We start from the raw sequence: 17,112 nt of genomic DNA on the forward strand, positions 1-17,112 counted from the left end.
CCTCCCGGCCGACGACGACTTGGACGAACAACGATGCACCGGTACCGGTCCCACACCTGCGGCGAGCTGCGCTCCGCGGACATCGGCACGGATGTCAGGCTGTCGGGCTGGCTGCACAATCGCCGGAACCTGGGCGGCATCCTCTTCGTCGACCTGCGTGACCACTACGGCATCGTGCAGCTCGTCGTCCGCCCCGAGGCGCCCGGCGCGCAGGCGGTGAACGAGCGGCTGGGGTCGTTGCCCAAGGAGACCGTCGTCCGGGTGGACGGGCGGGTCGTGGGCCGCGGCGCGGAGAACGTCAACCCCGAACTGCCCACCGGCGAGATCGAGATCGAGGTGAGCGACGTCGAGATCCTGGGCGCCGCTGACCAGATTCCCTTCACGATCAACGCCGAGGACGGGGTCAACGAGGAGCGCCGCCTGGAGTACCGCTTCCTCGACCTGCGCCGGGAGCGGATGCACCGCAACATCATGCTGCGCTCGTCCGTCATCAGCGCCATCCGCGGCAAGATGACCGCCCAGGGCTTCACCGAGCTGGCCACCCCGATCCTCTCGGCCACCTCGCCCGAGGGCGCCCGGGACTTCCTGGTGCCCTCGCGGCTGCACGCGGGGAAGTTCTACGCGCTGCCGCAGGCGCCGCAGCAGTTCAAGCAGCTGCTGATGATCGCCGGCTTCGACCGGTACTTCCAGATCGCGCCCTGCTTCCGCGACGAGGACGCGCGCGCCGACCGCTCGCCGGGCGAGTTCTACCAGCTCGACATGGAGATGAGCTTCGTCGAGCAGGAGGACGTCTTCCGCGTCATCGAGAAGGTGATGACCGAGCTGTTCGAGGAGTTCGGCGGCGGGCGGCCGGTCACCTCGCCGTTCCCGCGCATCCCCTTCCGCGAGGCGCTGCTGAAGTACGGCTCGGACAAGCCGGACCTGCGGGCGCGCCTGGAGCTGACGGACGTCTCGGACGTCTTCGCCGGCTCCGGCTTCAAGGCGTTCGCGGGCAAGCACGTGCGCGCCCTGGCCGTTCCGGACACCGCCGGGCAGCCGCGCCGCTTCTTCGACCAGCTCGGGGAGTTCGCGGTGGCCCAGGGCGCCGCGGGCCTGGCCTGGGTGCGGGTCGGCGAGGACGGGACGCTGACCGGGCCGATCGCCAAGTTCCTCACCGAGCAGGATGCCGAGGCGCTGCTGGGGCGGCTGAACGCCGGGCCCGGCACGGCCGTCTTCTTCGGCGCGGGAACGTTCGAGGAGGTCTCCCGGATCATGGGCGCGGTGCGGGTGGAGGCCGCGCGCCGGGCCGGGCACTTCGAGGAGAACGTCTTCCGCTTCTGCTGGATCGTGGACTTCCCGATGTTCGAGCGCGACGAGGAGACCGGCGCGATCGAGTTCTCGCACAACCCCTTCTCGATGCCGCAGGGCGGGCTGGCCGCGCTGGAGGGCAAGGACCCGCTGGACGTCCTGGCCTGGCAGTACGACATCGTGTGCAACGGCGTGGAGCTGTCCTCGGGCGCGATCCGGAACCACGAGCCCGAGATCATGTACAAGGCCTTCGCCATCGCCGGGTACAGCCGCGAGGACGTGGAGCGCGAATTCGGCGGGATGCTGCGGGCCTTCCGCTTCGGCGCCCCGCCGCACGGCGGGATCGCGCCGGGCATCGACCGGATCGTGATGCTGCTGGCGGACGAGCCGAACATCCGCGAGACGATTGCCTTCCCGCTCAACGGCAACGCCCAGGACCTGCTGATGGGCGCCCCCAGCCCGGTGGACGAGGCCAGGCTGAGGGAGCTGCACATCAGCCTGCGGAAGCCTCCGCAGTAGACCGTTTCTCCCGGCTTTCCGGGCCGGTCAGCCCTCGGGCATCGCCGAGGAGTGGTGGTCCACGATCAGCCACTCGCCGGTGTGGCGGTCGCGCTCGTAGACGAACGTGTAGCGGGCCGCCACGTCCCGGGCCTGGCCGGTGGCCGGGTCGGTGAGGTGGAAGGTGTACGCGCCGGAGTCCACGGCGGCGTCGTGGCCCAGGATCTCGACGTAGGACTGGTCGATCTCGCCGCTGGGGGACTGGGCCAGGAAGTGCTCGAAGTAGTCGACGATGCCCGCGCGGTCGGTGCGGATGACGTTGGAGAGCGTCGGCTCCAGCGCCGCGTCCGGGGCGTAGAGGTCGGCGACGGCCTCGGGGTCCCCGGTGGCCAGGGCCGCGTTCCAGTCCTCGAAGAGGGCCTGTATCTCGGCTCTGGTCGGGGCGCGGTGCGCCTGAGCCTGTGGTCTGGCGGCGGCGGGCCCCGCCTCCGGGGTCGCGCCGGCGGCGGTGACGTCGGCGGAGGCGGCGAGGGTCAGCAGGCCGGCGACGGCGAGGGCCGCCGCGGCACGGGGGCCGCGGCCCTTGAGGTGAATGCGCATGCCGCAACCCTCCTGCGCGCCGGTCAACCGTGGCGCAAGCCCGGGCAAAGCCGGGGACGGGCCCGGGCAAGAAATCTGTCAACCCGTCAACGGAAGGGTCAACTCCGCCTCACCAAAGGCGTTTTGGGGGCGTGCGCGGGCCGCGGCCCCGGGGCCTCAGAGCTCGAACTCGGCGGGCGGGACCCCCAGGGCGAAGCAGACCTCGCGCAGCACCTGCGCCTCGGCCTGCGCGAAGTACCCGTCCGCGCCGGCGATGACGATGCCGGTCTGGATCACGGCGCGGGCCTCCGTCGGCTTCTTCTGCACCTTCGCGACCTCCTGGAGCACGGCGTTCTTGCCGTAGGAGAAGTTCGACACCAGCTGGTCCACGTGCTTATTGAAGATCTGCCGCAGGGAGTCGGCCGGGAAGTTCTGCAGCACCTCGTTCCCCACGATCAGCGACTCCACGCGCTGCCGCTCGGCGGCGTCGACCGTGCCGTCGGCGGCGGCCACCAGCGCGCACACCGCCATGCTGGCGTCCCGGAAGGCGCCGCTCTTCAGCTCCGTCTTCACCGAGGCGAGCTGCGCCTTGAGGGCGCTCACCAGTTGCGCCTTGCCCCCGCTCGCGCCACCGCTCCTGCTCGTGCCGCTCCCGCCGGGCGAGCGCTGGCTCACCCGCGCCTTGGCCTGGTCCTTGATCCGGTCCCACATCGGCATGTCCGCCAACCTCCGTCTTTCGCGTGCTTCGCGTCTTCCCCGTCGTACCACTCCGAGAACGCCCCCGGCCCCCCGCCCGTTCCGTCCGTTGTCAGTGGCGCGTGTCAGCATCGTCACTGTCGGTCATCGCCCATGGTGGCACACCCCACGGACAGGAGGCCCCCGATGCGCTACGTCACCCCCGCCTCTGCCCTCGTCCGCCGGCCCCGGCCGGAGGGCCGGGGCCGGCGGCGGCCGTCAGGCTGCGGAGCGGAAGGTCCGCAGGCGGAGGCTGTTGGCGACCACCGAGACGGAGGAGAACGCCATCGCCGCGCCCGCCAGCATCGGGTTCAGCAGGCCCGCCGCGGCCAGCGGCAGCGCGGCGGCGTTGTAGCCGAAGGCCCAGAAGAGGTTGCCCTGGATCGTGCGCAGGGTCCGCCGGGAGAGCCGGATGGCGTCGGCCGCGGCCCGCAGGTCCCCCCGCACCAGCGTCAGGTCGCCGGCCTCGATCGCCGCGTCCGTGCCCGTGCCCATGGCCAGGCCCAGGTCCGCCGTGGCCAGCGCGGCGGCGTCGTTGACCCCGTCGCCCACCATGGCCACCGTGCGGCCCTCCGCCTGGAGCCGCCGGACCGCGTCGACCTTCTCCTCGGGCAGCACCTCGGCGATGACCAGCTCCGGGTCGATGCCCGCCTCGGCGGCCACCGCGCGGGCCACCGCGGCGTTGTCCCCGGTGAGCAGGATCGGCGTCAGGCCCAGGTCGCGCAGCCGCCGGATCGCCTCGGCGCTGGTCTCCTTCACCGCGTCGGCGACCTCCAGGACCGCCCGCGCCCGCCCGTCCCAGGCGACGGCCACGGCCGTCCGCCCGGCCTCCTCGGCGGCGGCCTTGGCCGCGGCCAGCTCCTCGGGCAGCTCCAGCGCCCAGTCGGCGAGCAGCCGCTCGCGGCCCACCAGCACCGCGTGCCCTTCCACCACGCCCTGCACGCCCCGGCCCGGGACGTTCTCGAAGCCCTCCGGGGCCGGCAGCGGCCCCGTCCGCTCGGCGGCGGCCTCGGCCACGGCCCGCGCGATGGGGTGCTCCGAGGCGTGCTCCAGGGCGCCCGCCAGGCGCAGCGCCTCCTCCTCGTCCTCGCCCGGCGCGACGGCCAGGCCGACCAGGCTCATCCGGCCGGTGGTCACGGTGCCGGTCTTGTCCAGGACGACGGTGTCCACGCGGCGGGTGTTCTCCAGGACCTCGGGGCCCTTGATCAGGATGCCCAGCTGCGCGCCGCGGCCGGTGCCCACCAGCAGGGCGGTGGGGGTGGCCAGGCCCAGGGCGCACGGGCAGGCGATGATCAGCACGGCGACGCCCGCGGTGAAGGCGGCGGTCAGGCCCGCGCCGTTGCCCAGCCAGAAGCCGAGCGTGCCGACCGCCAGCGCGATGACCACGGGCACGAAGACGGCCGAGATCCGGTCGGCCAGGCGCTGCGCCGAGGCCTTGCCGCTCTGCGCGTCCTCCACCAGCTTCGCCATCCGTGCCAGCTGGGTGTCGGCGCCGACGCGGGTGGCCTCCACGACCAGGCGGCCTCCGGCGTTGAGCGTGGCGCCGGTGACGGCGTCGCCGGGCCCCACCTCCACGGGCACCGACTCGCCCGTGAGCATCGAGGCGTCTATGGCCGAGGTGCCCTCGACGACGGTGCCGTCGGTGGCGATCTTCTCGCCGGGGCGGACCAGGAAGCGGTCCCCGACCGCCAGCCGGGCGATCGGCACGCGCTCCTCGCGCCCGTCGCGCAGGACGGTGACCTCCTTGGCCCCCAGCTCCAGCAGGGCCCGCAGCGCGGCTCCGGCCCGCCGCTTGGCGCGGGCCTCGAAGTACCGGCCGGCCAGCAGGAAGGCCGTGACCCCGGCGGCGGCCTCCAGGTAGATGGCGTCGGTGCCGCCGCTGCGCTCGATGGTCAGCTCGAAGGGGTGGGTCATGCCGGGGACGCCCGCGTCGCCGAAGAAGAGCGCCCAGCCGGACCAGGCCAGCGCGGCGAGGGTGCCCATGGAGACGAGGGTGTCCATGGTGGCGGCGCCGTGCCGGGCGTTGGTCCAGGCGGCCCGGTGGAAGGGCGCGCCGCCCCAGATCACGGCGGGCGCGGCCAGGGTCAGGGAGAGCCACTGCCAGGAGTCGAACTGCCAGGCCGGGACCATGGCCAGCACGATCACGGGCAGGGCGAGGGCCACGGTGACGGCCAGGCGGTGGCGCAGCTCCTCCGTCTCGTCCGGGGCCCGCGCCGCGCCCTCCGCGCCGTCCCCGGCCGGGGGAGCGGGCGGGGCGGCGGTGTAGCCGGTGGCCTCGACGGTGGCGACGAGGTCGTCCACGGTCACACCTTCGGCGAAGGAGACCCGGGCCTTCTCGGTGGCGTAGTTGACCGTGGCGGAGACGCCCTCCATGCGGTTGAGCTTCTTCTCGATCCGGGCGGCGCAGGAGGCGCAGGTCATCCCGCCGATCGCCAGCTCGACCTCGGTTGGGGCGGATGTGGTGACTGTCATCTCTCAGCTCCTTGCGGCCAGGATACCCGCGGGAGGTATTGCCCTCCGCCTCCTGTATACCCCCTAGGGGTATCGATCGGCAAGGCGCGTCAACCGGCGCGATGCGGCGGTCACCGGGGCGTGGCGACCTTGGCCGCCCCCGCTGCGCGCCTCCCGGGCACGGCCGGGCCCGTGCGTCAGGCTGCCGCCCATGCACAGCAACCACCGCAAACTGTCCGTGAATCGGGCCAGCCTGATCCACAAGATCCGCTACGCCGCCCGCCATCCCGCCAAGGTCGCACCGCACCTGCGCCGCACCGCCCGCGACGCCTGGCTGCGCCTGGTGCACCGCGACCACGTGGCGTACTACCGCGCGGTGATGGCCTCGGACACCGCCCGGGACCCGGCCGCCGCGGTGGGCAGCCGCAGCCAGGAGCGCTGGCTCGCCCTGGGCGCGATGCAGTTCGACTACCTCAAGGGCCACGGCCTGGAGCCGGGGCACCGCCTGCTGGACATCGGCTGCGGCAACCTCCGCGCCGGCTGGCGCTTCATCGACTACCTGGAGCCCTGCCACTACTACGGCATCGACATCTCCCCGGACATCCTGATCAGCGCGAAGCGGACCCTCACCGCCTACGGGCTCCAGGCCAAGCTTCCCCACCTCACGCTGACCCGGGACCTCACCTTCGACTTCCTGCCCGACCGGCACTTCGACGTGGTCCACGCCCACAGCGTCTTCTCGCACTCGCCGCTGCACGTGATCGAGGAGTGCTTCGCCCACGTCGGCCGCATCCTCGCCCCCGGCGGCTTCTTCGACTTCACCTTCGACCGCACCGAGGGCCGCGAACACCACGTCCTGCGCGAGGACTTCTACTACCGCACCGAGACCCTCCTCACGGCGGCCGACCGTCACGGCCTCCACGGCACGTTCATGACCGACTGGGAATCCCTCCCCCACGGCCAGTCCAAAATCCGCCTCACCCCGGCCTGACCCCCGGGCCGCGGCTCGTCCACCGGGCGCCGAAGCCCCGCCTCCGCCCGGGCTCGCCGCCCCTCGGGCGGTGGGCCGGGCCGAGCCCGCTCCGTCGCCCGGGGCCACCGCCGCGTTCCCGCCCGAGCCCCCCGCGCGTCCGCCCCGGCCCGCCTCATCCTGCCCGGGGCCCGGACCCCGCCCCGGCCTCCCGCTGGATGCGGCAGCGCGCATCCAGCGGCCCGCTGGATCCCGTCTCGCGGGTGCCAGTCCCCGTCTCGCGCCTACCGGGTGAAGGCAGCGAGGGAACGAGACGGGAGGCGGGCGCCGTGGGTGGACAGACGGGGAGCGGGCCGCTGCGCGTTGCCGTCATCATCGGGAGCACCCGCCAGGGCCGGGCCGGCGAGGCCATCGCCGGGTGGTTCGTGGAGCACGCCCGGCGCCGCCAGGACATCGACCTCGATGTCCTCGACCTGCTGGACTACGCCTTCCCCGACCGCTTCCCCGACCGGGCCACCCCCCAGATGCGGCGGTTCTCCGGCGCCGTGGAGCGCGCCGAGGCGTACGTCGTCGTCACCCCCGAGTACAACCGCAGCTTCCCCGCCTCGCTGAAGCAGGCCATCGACTACGCCTACGACGAGTGGCGCGCCAAGCCGGTGGGCTTCGTCTCCTACGGCAGCCACTCCCTCGGCATCCACGCCGTGGAGGCCCTGCGCTGCGTCTTCACCGAGCTGCACACCGTCACCGTCCGGGACGGCGTCGCCCTGGACCTGCTGGACGAGGGCGGCCTGGGCACCGAACCGCAGCAGCGCGCCGCCACCGCGATGCTCGACGAACTCGCCTGGTGGGGCCTGGCCCTGCGCGAGGCCCGAGCCCGGAGGCCGTACATCGCATGACCACCGATGAGTTCCGGGCGCGCCCCCGGTCTACCCCTTCGACCGCCCGCGAGGCGGCGCCGATCCGGCCGCCACCGGCCACCGACCCAGTACCGACCCAGCACCGACCACCAGACCCCAGCACGGAAGGAACGACATGAGTGAGCGCATCGGCGAGCCGGCGATCGAGACCAGCGGGCTCGTCAAGGTCTTCGGGGAGAACCGCGCCGTGGACGGCGTGGACCTGCGCGTCCCCGCCGGCACCGTCTACGGCGTGCTCGGCCCCAACGGCGCGGGCAAGACCACCACCGTCAAGATGCTCGCGACCCTGCTGCGCCCCGACGGCGGCGAGGCCCGCGTCTTCGGGCACGACATCGTCCGGGAGGCCGACGCCGTCCGCAGCCGGGTCAGCCTGACCGGCCAGTACGCCTCGGTGGACGAGGACCTCACCGGCGCGGAGAACCTCATCCTCCTCGCCCGGCTGCTCGGCCACCGCAAACCCGCCGCGCGGGCCAGGGCGGAGCAGCTGCTGGAGGCCTTCGGCCTCACGGCGGCGGCCGACCGCCAGGCGAAGAACTACTCGGGCGGCATGCGCCGCCGCCTCGACATAGCCGCGAGCATCCTCAACGTCCCCGACCTCCTCTTCCTGGACGAGCCCACCACCGGGCTCGACCCCCGCAGCCGGAACCAGGTCTGGGACATCGTGCGGGCCGTGGTCGCCCAGGGCACCACCGTCCTGCTGACCACCCAGTACCTGGAGGAGGCCGACCAGCTCGCCGGCCGGATCGCCGTGATCGACACCGGCAAGGTCATCGCCGAGGGCACCCCCGGCCAGCTGAAGTCCTCCGTCGGCTCCGGCTCGGTCCACATCCGGCTGCGCGACGCCCACCGGCGCGAGGACGCCCGGCACCTGCTGGCCCAGGTCTTCCGCACCCACGTGCAACTGGACCCCGAGCCCGTCGCGCTCACCGCGCGGCTCCTGCCCGACGGCAGCGAGGACGGCCCGGCCGAGATGGCCTCCCGCGCCCTCGCCGAGCTGACCAGGGCCGGGATCACCGTGGACGACTTCTCCCTGGGCCAGCCCAGCCTGGACGAGGTCTTCCTCGCCCTCACCGAAAAGACCGCCACGAACGAAGCGAAGCAGGAGGCCCTGGCATGACCACCGCGACCAACCCCGAGAGCACGACCCTCACCAAGGAGGCCCAGGGCAAGGACGCCCCCGAGGACGTCTACGTCCCGACGGCCGAGACCCTGGAGGCGGTGCTCGCGCCGGGGGCGCGGCCCAGGCGCCCGAGCGCCCTCTCCGCCTCCGTGACCTTCGGCTGGCGGGCCATGCTGAAGATCAAGCACGTCCCCGAGCAGCTGTTCGACGTGACGGCCTTTCCGATCATGATGACGCTGATGTTCACCTACCTCTTCGGAGGGGCGCTGGCCGGGTCGACCACGGAGTACCTCCAGTACCTGCTGCCCGGCATCATGGTGATGAGCGTCGTCATGACGACGATGTACACCGGCGTCGCGGTCAGCAACGACATCCAGAAGGGCGTCTTCGACCGCTTCCGGACCCTCCCGATCTGGCGCCCGGCCGCCATGGTGGGGTACCTGCTGGGCGACATGTTCCGGTACACCGTGGCCTCGGTGGTCATCCTGGCCGTCGGCCTGATCCTGGGATACCGGCCGGACGGCGGCGTCGTGGGCGTGGCCGGGGCGATCCTGCTGCTGGTCGCCTTCTCTTTCGCCTTCTCCTGGATATGGACGATGTTCGGCCTCTTCCTGCGCACGGAGAAGTCGGTGATGGGCGTCAGCATGATGGTCCTCTTCCCGATGACCTTCCTGAGCAACGTCATGGTCGAGCCGGAGACCATGCCGGGCTGGCTCCAGGGCTTCGTGGACGTCAACCCCGTCGCCCACGTGGTGGCCGCGGCCCGCTCGATGATGGACGGGCGCACGGACGGCGGCGAGATCGTCTGGACGCTGGTGGCAGGCGCGGTCCTGATCGCCGTCTTCGGCACCCTGACGATGCGGATCTACAACCGGAAGTGAGCCTCTTCGCCGGGGCCCGGCCGGTAGGCGCACAGGGTCCCGGTGGTGACGGACTCCCGCAGGTGGGCGGCGAGTTCGGGGTGGCGTTCCCCCAGGCGGCGGAGGGTGTCCCGGATACGGGCGGTCACCGTCTTCCGGGCCCGCTCCGCCTCGTCGCCCAGCCGCCGGGTGCGGCCGGCCAGACCGGCGGCGGCACGCAGCTCCTCCAGCAGCGCGGCCCGCTCCCGGTCCAGGCCGGCCGCCCGCTCGTCGTCCCCCAGGGCGGCGGCCCGGTCGATCTCCTCGTCCAGCGCGGTCAGGTGCCGCCGGTACCTGGCCTTGGCCTCCTCGTCCAGCACCGGGTCGCTCCCCGCCGGGCGGGCGGCCTCCCCGGCGCCGGGGCTGAGCAGCCGCGCCGCCGGGATCTCCGTCCCCGGATTCGCGATCAGCTCCCGCAGGTCCCGCAGGCCCTTGGCGTCGGGCATGTGCACGGTCCGGCCCGCGTAGGACAGCGTCCACACGGCGCCGTCGAAGCGGAACTCCCCGCCCGCCTCCCCGGCCCCGGCCGGCGGCGCGCCCTCCCCGCCGGGCGCCGGCCGCGGGCGTTCTCCCGCCGTGGCCCCGGCACCCTGATCAACGCTTCTTCCGCCCCCGGCCGTTCGGGCGCGGGCGGCCTCCAGGCGGGCGGTCAGGTGGGCCAGGCCCAGCCGCTCCGCCTCCTCGGACACCTCCTCCAGCAGCACCGCGGCGGCCTCCCCGTCGCCGGGCGCGCCGCGGGAGAGCAGCGCCTCGGCCAGCCGGGCTCGGGCCTCGGCCGCCCAGGGGCGGGCCCGCAGCCGGTCCGCCGACCGCGCGGCTCGCGTGAAGCCGTCAACGGCCGCGTCCCACCGCTCCTCCGCCGCGTCCAGCGCCCCCAGCCACAGCGCCACCGGACCGCTGATCTCGAAGCCGAACATCGACACCGCCCACTGGTCGGCGTGCGGCGCCAGGGCCTCCCGGGCCCGCGCGCCCAGCTCCCGGTCGCCGGTCAGCGCCGCGGCCTGGGCCTGGAAGCGCAGCCACATCGACTGCACGTGGGAGGGGTAGTGCCGCCCGGCGGCGGCCTCCAGCGCCCGCAGCACCGCCGCGGCGTCCCCGCGCTGCGCCGCCGTGATGCCCTCCAGCAGCTCGGGGTAGGGGTGCAACGGCCCGCGCAGCGACCGCTGGAGGGCGTCCACCTCGGCGAAGCGGCCCCGCGCGAGCAGCAGCGACCAGCGCAGGTGGTGGGCGAACTCGTCCCAGTACTGGTCGTGTTCGTGCTCCTGGTTCATCCCCTCCAGGAACGCCAGCCGCTCCGCCGCGTCGCCGAAGCGCCCCTGGGCGATGGCCACGATGCACTCGTCCACGGCCGAGGACAGCTGGTAGCGCGGCAGCCCGGAGCGCTCGACGCCCTCGGTGAACTCGGCCAGCTGCCGCAGGTAGCGCGGGTCCCCCTGCTCGATCAGCGCCACCCAGCGCAGCGAGGCCGCGAAGTGTTCCAGGTCCGGGTCGGCCGCGCGCTGGGCCAGAGTGAGCAGCTCGTCCGTCAGGGCCTCGCGCTCGGCGGCCGTGCCCGGCCCCCACAGCACGTCGTGCCGGGCCCACAGGCTGAACGCCAGGGCGTCGTCGTCCTGCCCGCGGCGGGCCAGCACGGCGGTGCGCACGGCCAGTTCGCGGGCGAGCCGGTCCAGCGCCTCCCGGTCCCCGGGGTCCACCGGCGGCGGGGCGCCGTCGTCGGCGGGTCCCGCCCCGAGCCGGTGGTGCGCCTCCGCGAGCAGCTCGGCCGGCAGCGTCCCCAGGTGGCGGCGCATCAGCGGCGCCGCGGGCCGGTGCAGCGAGAGCGCCACGCGGGCCAGCAGCTGCGGGTCCTGCGAGGCCCGCGCGAGGGCCGCCACCTCCCGCAGGAGCCGCGCCCCGGCCCGGGGCCCGCCGGTGAGGGCCAGCTCGCTCGCGTAGTCGAGGCCGACGACCACCCGGCGGCGGTCGTCCACCCGCGCGGCCAGCTCGTAGGCCCGCCGCAGGTGCCCGACCGCCTCCTCGAACGCGAGCCTGCCGCTGGCGTTCGAGGCCGCCGCCCGCAGCAGGTCCACCGCGCGCCCCGGCTCCACGGCCTCACCCGCCAGGTGCGCGTGCCGCGCCAGTTCGGCCGGGGGCAGCCGCCCGTCCTCCTCGGAGCCGCCCGCGCCGTGGCCCGCGCGCCGCTCGTGCCCCTCCTCGTTTCCGCCCTCCACGCCGCGCAGGACGGCGGCGTGCAGCCGCCGGCGTTCCTCCGGCGGAAGCCCGTCGTACAGCGTCTCGCGCACCAGGTCGTGGGCGAACGCGAAGCGCCCGCCGCCGCGCTGGAGGACCAGCCGGGCCGCCACCGCCCCCTCCAGCAGCCGGTCGGCCTCCGCGGGCGGCACGCCCACCGCCGCGCTGAGCACCCGCCGGTGGAACTCCCGCCCCAGCACGGCCGCCTCCGTCAGCAGCCGCACCACGCGCTCCGGCAGCAGCGCCAGCCGCCGGCGCACCGCGTCCCGCACGCCCGGCGGGATCGCGCCGGGCGCGCCCCCGCCGTGCCACAGCCGCGCCGTCTGCTCCACGAAGAAGGGGTTGCCGCCGGTGCGCCGGTGCACCTCGGCCAGCAGGCCCGCGTCCGGCGCGCGGCCCGCCGTCCGCTCGATCAGCGCGCCCACCTCCCCCCGGTCCAGGCCGGTGAGGGTGAGCGTGGTGGCCTTGGCGACCAGCGGCATCATCAGCGGGCGCAGCGGGTGCCCGTCCGTCTCGACCTCGGCGTCGCGGTAGGTCCCCACCAGCAGCAGCCGCTCGAACCAGGTGTGCCGGGCCACGAACCGCAGCATCCGCAGGCTGGCCGGGTCCGCCCAGTGCAGGTCGTCCAGGACGACCATCACCGGCCGCCGCTGCGAGACGGCCACCAGCGCGCTGGTCACCGCGTCGTACAGCTCGAAGCCGCCGTCGTCCTCCTCGGGCGCCCCGGCCCGCTCCGCGCCCGCCTCGCCGAGCAGGGCGGCCAGTTCGCCGCCCGCCGCCGCGCGCCCGGCCCCCGGGGCGCCGGAGGGCTCCCCCAGGGCCGCGGCCCACTCCTCGTCCGTGGCCGAGCGGCGCAGCGCCCGCAGCACCTGTACCCACGGCCAGTACCCGGGGGCGTTGCCCGCCTCGCCCGTGTCCCAGCAGGTGCCGCCCACCACCAGCGCGCCCCGGCCGGCGGCCTCCCCGGCCGCGCGGGTGACCAGCGTCGTCTTCCCGATCCCCGGCTCGCCCGCGATCAGCACCAGGCCGCCGTGGCTGGCCACGGCGCGTTCGATCTCGGCGCGCAGGACGCCGGCGGCGTGATCCCGCCCGATCAGGTCCTCGAACACCTGTGCCTTCTGCTTCTTCCGCTGGGTCTGCTTGGGTCTGCTTGGGTCTGCCGTTGGGGTGGGTGTGGTACGAGGATGACACAGCGCCGGGAGCCGCTCCGGGCCGGTCGTTATCGCGTTGCGGGCCTCAAGGGCCGCGCCGAGACTGGGCAGATGATCATCCGACGTGAGACCGGCGCCGACGTACCCCGGGTCCAGGCCGTCACCGCGGCGGCCTTCGCCCGGCCGGGCGGCGGCGAGCCCGTGGAGCCCGGCCTGCTGGCCGCCCTGCGCGCCTGCGAGGGCTGGCTGCCCGCCCTCTCCCTGGTCGCCGTGGACCCGGATGTGGACCCCGGCCCGGACGGCGGGGGCGCGGTCGTCGGCCACGTCGTCTGCACCCGGGGCACCGCCGGGTCAGCGCCCGCCCTGGGCCTGGGCCCGATCAGCGTCGCCCCGGACCGCCAGGGGCGTGGGGTGGGGCAGGCGCTGATGCACGCGGTGCTCGGCGCGGCCGACGCGCTGGGGGAGCCGCTGGTCGTGCTGCTCGGCGAGCCCCGCTTCTACGGCCGCTTCGGCTTCCGCCCGGCCGCGGCGCACGGCGTCGAGTCGCCCGACCCGGCGTGGGGGGACTACTTCCAGGCGCGCCCGCTGAGCGCGTACGACCCGGCGGCGCGCGGCCCGTTCCGCTACGCCGCGCCGTTCGACGAGCTCTGAGCCGCCCCGCCCCGGGCCTGCCCGCCGCCGCCCCGGACCTGGAGGTGGTCCAGCAGGTGCTGGGTGGCCGCCGCGACGGCCTCCACCGCCTCGTCGAACACCTCCCGGTTGTGGGCCGCGGGTGCCCGGAACCCGCTGACCTTCCGGACGTACTGAAGGGCCGCCGCCCGGATATCCGCATCCGTGACCTCGGGTGTGACGGGCGCGCGCAGCGTCTTGATCGATCGGCACATACCCCCAGTGTCCCGCGCCGCCCGCGGTTCCGGCCGGGGTTTCCGGGGCGGGCGGGGCAGCCGGGACCGTGCCTCAGGGGTTCAGCGCGCCCAGGAGCTCCGCCACGGGGAGGGAGCCCGGGGGGCGGCCGCGGTGGGCGAAGTCGTTGGCGTGGCGCTGGAGCAGCTCGTTGACCGGGGTGGGAACGCCGTGCCTGCGGCCGAGGAGGACGATCTCGCCGTTGAGGTAGTCCGCCTCGATGGAGCCCGCGCCGCGGCGCAGGCTCTGCCAGGAGGAGCCGCCGCCGCGCTCCACGCCCGCCACGGGCAGCAGCCGCACCCGGTCCCCGCGCAGCTCGGCCTCCTCCTCCGGCGTCGCGTGCGGGATGCCGGCCGCCGCCAGCGCCGCGACGCCCTCCTCCCGGGCGCGCGCCCCGACCCCGGCCAGCGGCTCGCCGCGCACCGGGCCGCACAGCGCCTCCAGGGCGTTGACCAGGTTCGTCAGCAGCTTGGCGTACTTCCAGCGCATCACCTCGCGGGTCACCGGGGCCAGGAACTGCGACTTCTCCAGGTCCGCCGCCACCCGCCGCGCCGTGGTGTCCGAGCCGCCGGGGTACCCGCCGGTGATCAGCATGCCGGTCAGCGGCGAGCCGCCGGCCGTGATCACCCCCGGCTCCAGGTACTGGGCGGGCAGCCACACGCACATGCCGTACACCTGCCGGAAGCGGCGCAGGGCCAGCTCCTCGTTGGCCACCCCGTTCTGCGCGCAGAACACCGGCAGCACCTCCCCGGCCGTCCCGCCGCGCGCCACGGGCCGCCCCGCCCACGCGTCCAGCGCCGCCACCGAGTCCTGCGTCTTGACCGCGAGCAGCAGCACGTCGTCGCGGCGCAGCTGAACCGCTTCGGGGCCCTCCGCGACGGGGATGCCCCGCAGCGTCAGCGACTCGTCCGGGGTCCGCAGACGCAGGCCCTCCTCGCGCACCGCGGCGGCGTGCGCCCCGCGCGCCACCAGCACCACGTCGTGTCCGGCCGCGTGCAGCCGCCCGCCGATCGCCCCGCCGACCGCTCCCGCGCCGATGATGATGTAACGCATGGGGCCATTGTCGCCCGGACCTCACCCGTCCGGCCCTGGCGGGACGCGGATTCCCGGGGCGGCGCGATTCCCGTGGCGGAAAAGACGCGCGGGCCGCCGGGGAAGAGGCCCCGGCGGCCCGCGCGTCACGTCCCGTCAGCCGGCCGGGGCCGGGGGCCGGTCACCAGTAGACGATGACCCGGTCGCCCTCGTTCACCTCGTCGAAGAGCTGCGCTATCGCGGCCTCGTCCCGGACGTTGACGCAGCCGTGGGAGGCGCCGTTGTAGCCGTTGGCGGCGAAGTCCTGGGAGAAGTGCACCGCCTGGCCGCCGTCGAAGAACATCGCGTAGGGCATCGGCGAGTCGTACAGCGTGGAGTGGTGGTTGCGCGACTTCCAGTAAACCTCGAACTCACCCTCGCGGGTGGGCGTCTCCTCGGCGCCGAACCGCACGTCCACGGTCATCTGCACCTCGCCGTCGATTACCCAGGACAGCGTGCGGCTGGTCTTGGAGATGCACAGCACGCGGCCCTCGAGGCACCGCTCGTCCAGGTCCTGGGCCGGGGCCACGTCGGGCACCTCGACCGGCGGGAACATCTCCTCCTGGGTGGGCGTCTCGGTCTCGGCCCGCAGCGCGTCCCACATCGGCTGGAACACGGTGCCGGTGGCCTCGATGCCGGAGGCGTTCTGGTACGCCGTCACGGCGGCGGTGGTCACGTCGCCGTAGTAGCCCGTGGGGTTCTCGTCGAAGTGGTCGAGCTGGCGCAGGCGGGCCTGGAGCTCGCGGACCTCGTCGGAGTTGTCCCCGTAGTCGAAGACGGGCTCCGGGGGGAACAGCTCCTCCTGGCTGGGCTCCTCGGTCTCGGAGGTCAGCGCCTCCCAGGTGCCCTCGAAGACCGTGCCCGAGACTTCGATGCCCGAGGCGCGCTGGTACTCCGAGACCGCGCCCAGGGTCACGTCCCCGTAGTACCCCGTGGGCTGGGCGGCGAAGTGCTCGAGCTGGGCCAGCCGGGCCTGCAACTCCCGCACGTCGTCGGACTCGTCGCCGTAGTCGAAGACCACCTGCTCGGCGGGCTCCTCCTCCTCGCCCTCACCCTCACCTTCGCCCTCGCCGTCCTCCGGGGCGCCGGACTCCTCCTGTGACGCCTCGTCGGTCGGGCCGTCGGAGGCCGCCTGGCCTTCTCCCGAACAACCGGTGAGCACGATCGCGGCGACGGCGGTGCCGGCGGCGGCGGACAGGGCACATCGCCGGAACCGGCGTAGCGCGGAGCGCATCAGACTTCCCCCTGGAGCTAACAGACCTCTTTGGGACCTCATTGCTAAAGATGCGCGAACCCGGCGGTATGTTGCGCCGTTCGCCATAACGAAGGAGCCACGATTCCGACCCCGAACTGTCTTACGCCGCCCGACTGCACGGGTTCCGCCGCTTTTCGGACGTTTTCCGGATGTGTCACACGGACGGGTGTCCGGGCAGGGAACTCGCCCGCCGCCCCGAACGTGTGAGAGACGTGACCGACGCACGCCCGCAGCGCCGCCCCGGCCGTTTCCGCCCGCGTTTTCCCCGTACGGTCCGCGGCAAGCGCCGTGCTTTGCAGGCGTTCATGGTGCTGGCCGTCCTCGCCACCCTCCCCTCCGCCTGGGTCCACCTCACCGCCGACGACCGGGTGCGGGCCGTGGGCGACACCCCGCGCGCCCCCGTCGCCGTCGTCTTCGGAGCCGGCCTGCGCCCGGACGGCGAGCCCACGCAGTGGCTCGCCCACCGCCTCGACGCCGCCGCCGAGCTGTACCACGCCGGCCGCGTGGAGGCCGTCCTCGTCACCGGCGACAACAGCACCCCGCAGTACAACGAGCCCGACGCCATGTCCGCCTACCTCGCCACCGAGCGCGGCGTCCCCGCCGACCTGATCGTCGAGGACTACGCCGGCTTCAACACGTGGAACTCCTGCGCCCGCGCCCACTCCGTCTTCGGCGTCGAGCGCGCGCTGCTGGTCTCCCAGGACTTCCACATCCGCCGCGCCCTCGCGCTGTGCGAGGCGGCGGGCATCGAGGCGTGGGGCGTCGGCGTGGGCGAGCGGGTCAGCGGCCTGGAGATCTTCAGCGGGCTGCGCGAGATGGCCGGCGCGTTCACCGCCGCCTACCAGGCCCGTTTCACCCCGCCCCCCGCCGTGGCGGGGCCGCGCGAGACCAGCCTCGACGAGATCCTCTCGGCCCGCTGAGGCCGGGCGGAGGGGCCCGGACCGGGAGCGCCGGGCACCGCCCGTCCCCGCGCCGGGCGCGCGCCCCCGCGCGCCGCGGGCGCGCTCCGCGCCCCCGGTGCCGGATTCGTCCGCCCGGCACCGGGCA

The 17,112-nt window shown here is 74.4% G+C and carries 14 protein-coding genes; 7 read left to right on the forward strand and 7 right to left on the reverse strand.

Features of this window, described 5'->3' with window-relative positions; all coding sequences use genetic code 11:
* Positions 1–33 precede the first annotated feature (33 nt).
* Complete coding sequence (gene aspS / locus RM780_RS09135; protein ID WP_311630061.1) at positions 34–1,806, forward strand: aspartate--tRNA ligase; 1,773 nt, start codon at positions 34–36, stop codon at positions 1,804–1,806.
* A gap of 27 nt (positions 1,807–1,833) precedes the next feature.
* Here aspS and RM780_RS09140 read toward each other — a convergent pair whose 3' ends face one another.
* From RM780_RS09140 to RM780_RS09150, 3 genes are all read right to left on the reverse strand, one after another.
* On the reverse strand, positions 1,834–2,385 hold the full coding sequence (locus RM780_RS09140) for an SgcJ/EcaC family oxidoreductase (protein WP_311630062.1): 552 nt from the start codon (positions 2,383–2,385) through the stop codon (positions 1,834–1,836).
* Between the two features lie 156 nt (positions 2,386–2,541).
* Entirely contained in the window at positions 2,542–3,081 is a 540-nt protein-coding gene (locus RM780_RS09145; protein WP_311630063.1) for a tellurite resistance TerB family protein, read from the reverse strand.
* A gap of 237 nt (positions 3,082–3,318) precedes the next feature.
* Positions 3,319–5,571, reverse strand: coding sequence for a heavy metal translocating P-type ATPase (locus RM780_RS09150; protein ID WP_311630064.1), 2,253 nt, complete (start codon positions 5,569–5,571; stop codon positions 3,319–3,321).
* 190 nt (positions 5,572–5,761) lie between these two features.
* On the opposite strand from RM780_RS09150, the gene RM780_RS09155 reads away from it, so the two are divergent.
* The 4 genes from RM780_RS09155 (at position 5,762) to RM780_RS09170 (ending at position 9,438) form a co-directional block, all read left to right on the forward strand.
* Positions 5,762–6,541: a class I SAM-dependent methyltransferase gene (locus RM780_RS09155; RefSeq protein WP_311630065.1), complete on the forward strand. Its 780-nt coding sequence runs from the start codon at positions 5,762–5,764 to the stop codon at positions 6,539–6,541.
* Positions 6,542–6,849: 308 nt separating this feature from the next.
* Positions 6,850–7,416 (forward strand): NADPH-dependent FMN reductase, encoded by a 567-nt coding sequence (locus RM780_RS09160; protein ID WP_311630066.1) that lies wholly within the window; start codon positions 6,850–6,852, stop codon positions 7,414–7,416.
* Positions 7,417–7,552: 136 nt separating this feature from the next.
* Entirely contained in the window at positions 7,553–8,554 is a 1,002-nt protein-coding gene (locus tag RM780_RS09165) for an ATP-binding cassette domain-containing protein (RefSeq protein WP_311630067.1), read from the forward strand.
* Positions 8,551–9,438 carry an ABC transporter permease gene (locus RM780_RS09170; RefSeq protein ID WP_311630068.1) on the forward strand — a complete coding sequence of 296 codons (888 nt, stop codon included), beginning with the start codon at positions 8,551–8,553 and terminating at the stop codon, positions 9,436–9,438. Before RM780_RS09165 ends, RM780_RS09170 begins: the two co-directional genes overlap by 4 nt.
* On the opposite strand, the gene RM780_RS09175 is transcribed toward RM780_RS09170, so the two are convergent.
* Positions 9,423–12,794 (reverse strand): ATP-binding protein, encoded by a 3,372-nt coding sequence (locus RM780_RS09175; protein ID WP_311630069.1) that lies wholly within the window; start codon positions 12,792–12,794, stop codon positions 9,423–9,425. The genes RM780_RS09170 and RM780_RS09175 overlap by 16 nt on opposite strands.
* Before the next feature lie 153 nt (positions 12,795–12,947).
* On the opposite strand from RM780_RS09175, the gene RM780_RS09180 reads away from it, so the two are divergent.
* Positions 12,948–13,487, forward strand: coding sequence for a GNAT family N-acetyltransferase (locus RM780_RS09180; protein ID WP_311630070.1), 540 nt, complete (start codon positions 12,948–12,950; stop codon positions 13,485–13,487).
* Here RM780_RS09180 and RM780_RS09185 read toward each other — a convergent pair.
* The 3 genes from RM780_RS09185 to RM780_RS09195 form a co-directional block, all read right to left on the reverse strand.
* The gene (locus RM780_RS09185; RefSeq protein ID WP_311630071.1) at positions 13,460–13,720 is read right to left on the reverse strand and encodes a DUF2277 domain-containing protein; all 261 of its coding nucleotides are present in this window, start codon (positions 13,718–13,720) and stop codon (positions 13,460–13,462) included. The two genes, RM780_RS09180 and RM780_RS09185, sit on opposite strands and share 28 nt — an antisense overlap.
* Before the next feature lie 73 nt (positions 13,721–13,793).
* Positions 13,794–14,792 carry a ketopantoate reductase family protein gene (locus tag RM780_RS09190; RefSeq protein ID WP_311630072.1) on the reverse strand — a complete coding sequence of 333 codons (999 nt, stop codon included), beginning with the start codon at positions 14,790–14,792 and terminating at the stop codon, positions 13,794–13,796.
* Between the two features lie 160 nt (positions 14,793–14,952).
* The gene (locus RM780_RS09195; protein ID WP_311630073.1) at positions 14,953–16,044 is read right to left on the reverse strand and encodes a L,D-transpeptidase family protein; all 1,092 of its coding nucleotides are present in this window, start codon (positions 16,042–16,044) and stop codon (positions 14,953–14,955) included.
* A 233-nt stretch (positions 16,045–16,277) separates the two neighbouring features.
* Here RM780_RS09195 and RM780_RS09200 point away from each other — a divergent pair, with 233 nt between their 5' ends.
* Complete coding sequence (locus RM780_RS09200) at positions 16,278–16,985, forward strand: SanA/YdcF family protein (protein ID WP_311630074.1); 708 nt, start codon at positions 16,278–16,280, stop codon at positions 16,983–16,985.
* The last annotated feature ends 127 nt before the right edge of the window (positions 16,986–17,112 follow it).

The organism is Streptomyces boetiae (genome assembly GCF_031845405.1).
Taxonomy (GTDB): Bacteria; Actinomycetota; Actinomycetes; order Streptomycetales; family Streptomycetaceae; genus Streptomyces; species Streptomyces boetiae.

Bases quoted from the DNA above. Each gene is read 5' to 3' on its own strand.
- aspS (WP_311630061.1), top strand. From the start codon at position 34: ATGCACCGGTACCGGTCCCACACCTGCGGCGAGCTGCGCTCCGCGGAC.
- RM780_RS09140 (WP_311630062.1), bottom strand. From the start codon at position 2,385: ATGCGCATTCACCTCAAGGGCCGCGGCCCCCGTGCCGCGGCGGCCCTC.
- RM780_RS09145 (WP_311630063.1), bottom strand. From the start codon at position 3,081: ATGCCGATGTGGGACCGGATCAAGGACCAGGCCAAGGCGCGGGTGAGC.
- RM780_RS09150 (WP_311630064.1), bottom strand. From the start codon at position 5,571: ATGACAGTCACCACATCCGCCCCAACCGAGGTCGAGCTGGCGATCGGC.
- RM780_RS09155 (WP_311630065.1), top strand. From the start codon at position 5,762: ATGCACAGCAACCACCGCAAACTGTCCGTGAATCGGGCCAGCCTGATC.
- RM780_RS09165 (WP_311630067.1), top strand. From the start codon at position 7,553: ATGAGTGAGCGCATCGGCGAGCCGGCGATCGAGACCAGCGGGCTCGTC.
- RM780_RS09170 (WP_311630068.1), top strand. From the start codon at position 8,551: ATGACCACCGCGACCAACCCCGAGAGCACGACCCTCACCAAGGAGGCC.
- RM780_RS09180 (WP_311630070.1), top strand. From the start codon at position 12,948: ATGATCATCCGACGTGAGACCGGCGCCGACGTACCCCGGGTCCAGGCC.
- RM780_RS09185 (WP_311630071.1), bottom strand. From the start codon at position 13,720: ATGTGCCGATCGATCAAGACGCTGCGCGCGCCCGTCACACCCGAGGTC.
- RM780_RS09190 (WP_311630072.1), bottom strand. From the start codon at position 14,792: ATGCGTTACATCATCATCGGCGCGGGAGCGGTCGGCGGGGCGATCGGC.
- RM780_RS09195 (WP_311630073.1), bottom strand. From the start codon at position 16,044: ATGCGCTCCGCGCTACGCCGGTTCCGGCGATGTGCCCTGTCCGCCGCC.